The following is a 1,738-nucleotide window of genomic DNA, read 5'->3' on the forward strand; positions in this document are numbered from 1 at the left end:
TGGTGTTAGTGTTAGACATATATTCAAGCCTATCTCTTATCTGGAGATACAGCTACTGTCTGGTGTTTCAGGGGGCTACATCAATGTTCAGATAATGCCCGATGACTTTGTCATGCAGCTCCACCGATTTTGAGAACGACAGCGACTTCCGTCCCAGCCGTGCCAGGTGCTGCCTCAGATTCAGGTTATGCCGCTCAATTCGCTGCGTATATCGCTTGCTGATTACGTGCAGCTTTCCCTTCAGGCGGGATTCATACAGCGGCCAGCCATCCGTCATCCATATCACCACGTCAAAGGGTGACAGCAGGCTCATAAGACGCCCCAGCGTCGCCATAGTGCGTTCACCGAATACGTGCGCAACAACCGTCTTCCGGAGCCTGTCATACGCGTAAAACAGCCAGCGCTGGCGCGATTTAGCCCCGACATAGCCCCACTGTTCGTCCATTTCCGCGCAGACGATGACGTCACTGCCCGGCTGTATGCGCGAGGTTACCGACTGCGGCCTGAGTTTTTTAAGTGACGTAAAATCGTGTTGAGGCAAACGCCCATAATGCGGGCGGTTGCCCGGCATCCAACGCCATTCATGGCCATATCAATGATTTTCTGGTGCGTACCGGGTTGAGAAGCGGTGTAAGTGAACTGCAGTTGCCATGTTTTACGGCAGTGAGAGCAGAGATAGCGCTGATGTCCGGCAGTGCTTTTGCCATTATGCACCACCCCGTCAGTAGCTGAACAGGAGGGACAGCTGATATAAACAGAAGCCACTGGAGCACCTCAAAAACACCATCATACACTAAATCAGTAAGTTGGCAGCATCACCTAATTCCCGCACTATGAATCAGCGTATTGCCGCTCTCCATCAATGCTAAATGTTCTCCCGGTAAATCAGTAGCGGATAAAGCGTACTTATTCGCTGTTGATTTACATTTCCCGCCATTCCCATTAATCATCAGGTAGCCTATAATTAATGTATCCTCTGCCTATTGTCTGACTAACCTCGTGAAGAGGGATAATGAACACTAAAATATTCGAAGACAACATTTTATCTCGTAATGATATCGCTGTACGCTACGTCTTTCAGAAAATGTTTTCCCCACAAGGTACTCTGGTCGCGGTGGAATGCTTAAGCCGCTTTGATAATCTTTCTATTTCCCCCGAAGATTTTTTCCGCCATGCTACCGCCGCCGTTCGTGAACGTATTTTTCTCGAACAACTGGCACTGATTGAAAAGCATAAAGCCTGGTTTTTACGTAACCATATTTCCGCAACAATTAACGTTGATGACCATATCCTGAACCTGTTGCGCCAGAAGGATATAAAAGCCAAAGTCGCCGCCCTGACCTGCGTCCATTTCGAGGTAACCGAAAACGCCGAGAATCTGCTGCATAATTCTCTTGCCGCCTGGCAGAGCCCACAGGATACCTCACTGTGGCTCGACGACTTCGGCTCCGGCTACGCGGGAATTAACGCTATTCGCGGTTATCACTTTGACTATGTGAAAATTGATAAGGATTTTTTCTGGCACCTGATGCGCAAAGAGTCCGGCCGCCAGCTGATGGATGCGCTGGTGACCTTTTTATCGCGCAACCATCATAATGTGATTATTGAAGGTGTCGAAAGCGAAGCCCATAAAGAATGGCTGCAGGGAATGGAGGGCTTTGTTGAATAAATCAGATTTCGGGTAAGTCTCCCCCGTAGCGGGTTGTGTTTTCAGGCAATACGCACGCTTTCAGGCATA

At 49.1% G+C, this 1,738-nt stretch carries 1 protein-coding gene and 1 pseudogene; one reads left to right on the forward strand and one right to left on the reverse strand.

Annotated elements, in window-relative coordinates:
* Positions 1-67: 67 nt before the first annotated feature.
* Positions 68-765, reverse strand: a protein-coding gene (locus AX755_RS20425; RefSeq protein ID WP_230161716.1) for an IS1 family transposase whose coding sequence is annotated in 2 segments (ribosomal slippage) — positions 68-516 and positions 516-765 — 699 coding nt in all. Because the reading frame shifts where the segments join, the coding sequence is not laid out codon by codon here.
* A gap of 247 nt (positions 766-1,012) precedes the next feature.
* Between AX755_RS20425 and mrkJ the strand changes: the two are divergent.
* A pseudogene (gene mrkJ, locus AX755_RS20430) lies at positions 1,013-1,660 on the forward strand (cyclic-di-GMP phosphodiesterase MrkJ); the annotation flags it as partial.
* Positions 1,661-1,738: the final 78 nt, after the last annotated feature.

Source organism: Enterobacter sp. SENG-6 (genome assembly GCF_001605945.1).
Classification (GTDB): Bacteria; Pseudomonadota; Gammaproteobacteria; order Enterobacterales; family Enterobacteriaceae; genus Enterobacter; species Enterobacter cloacae.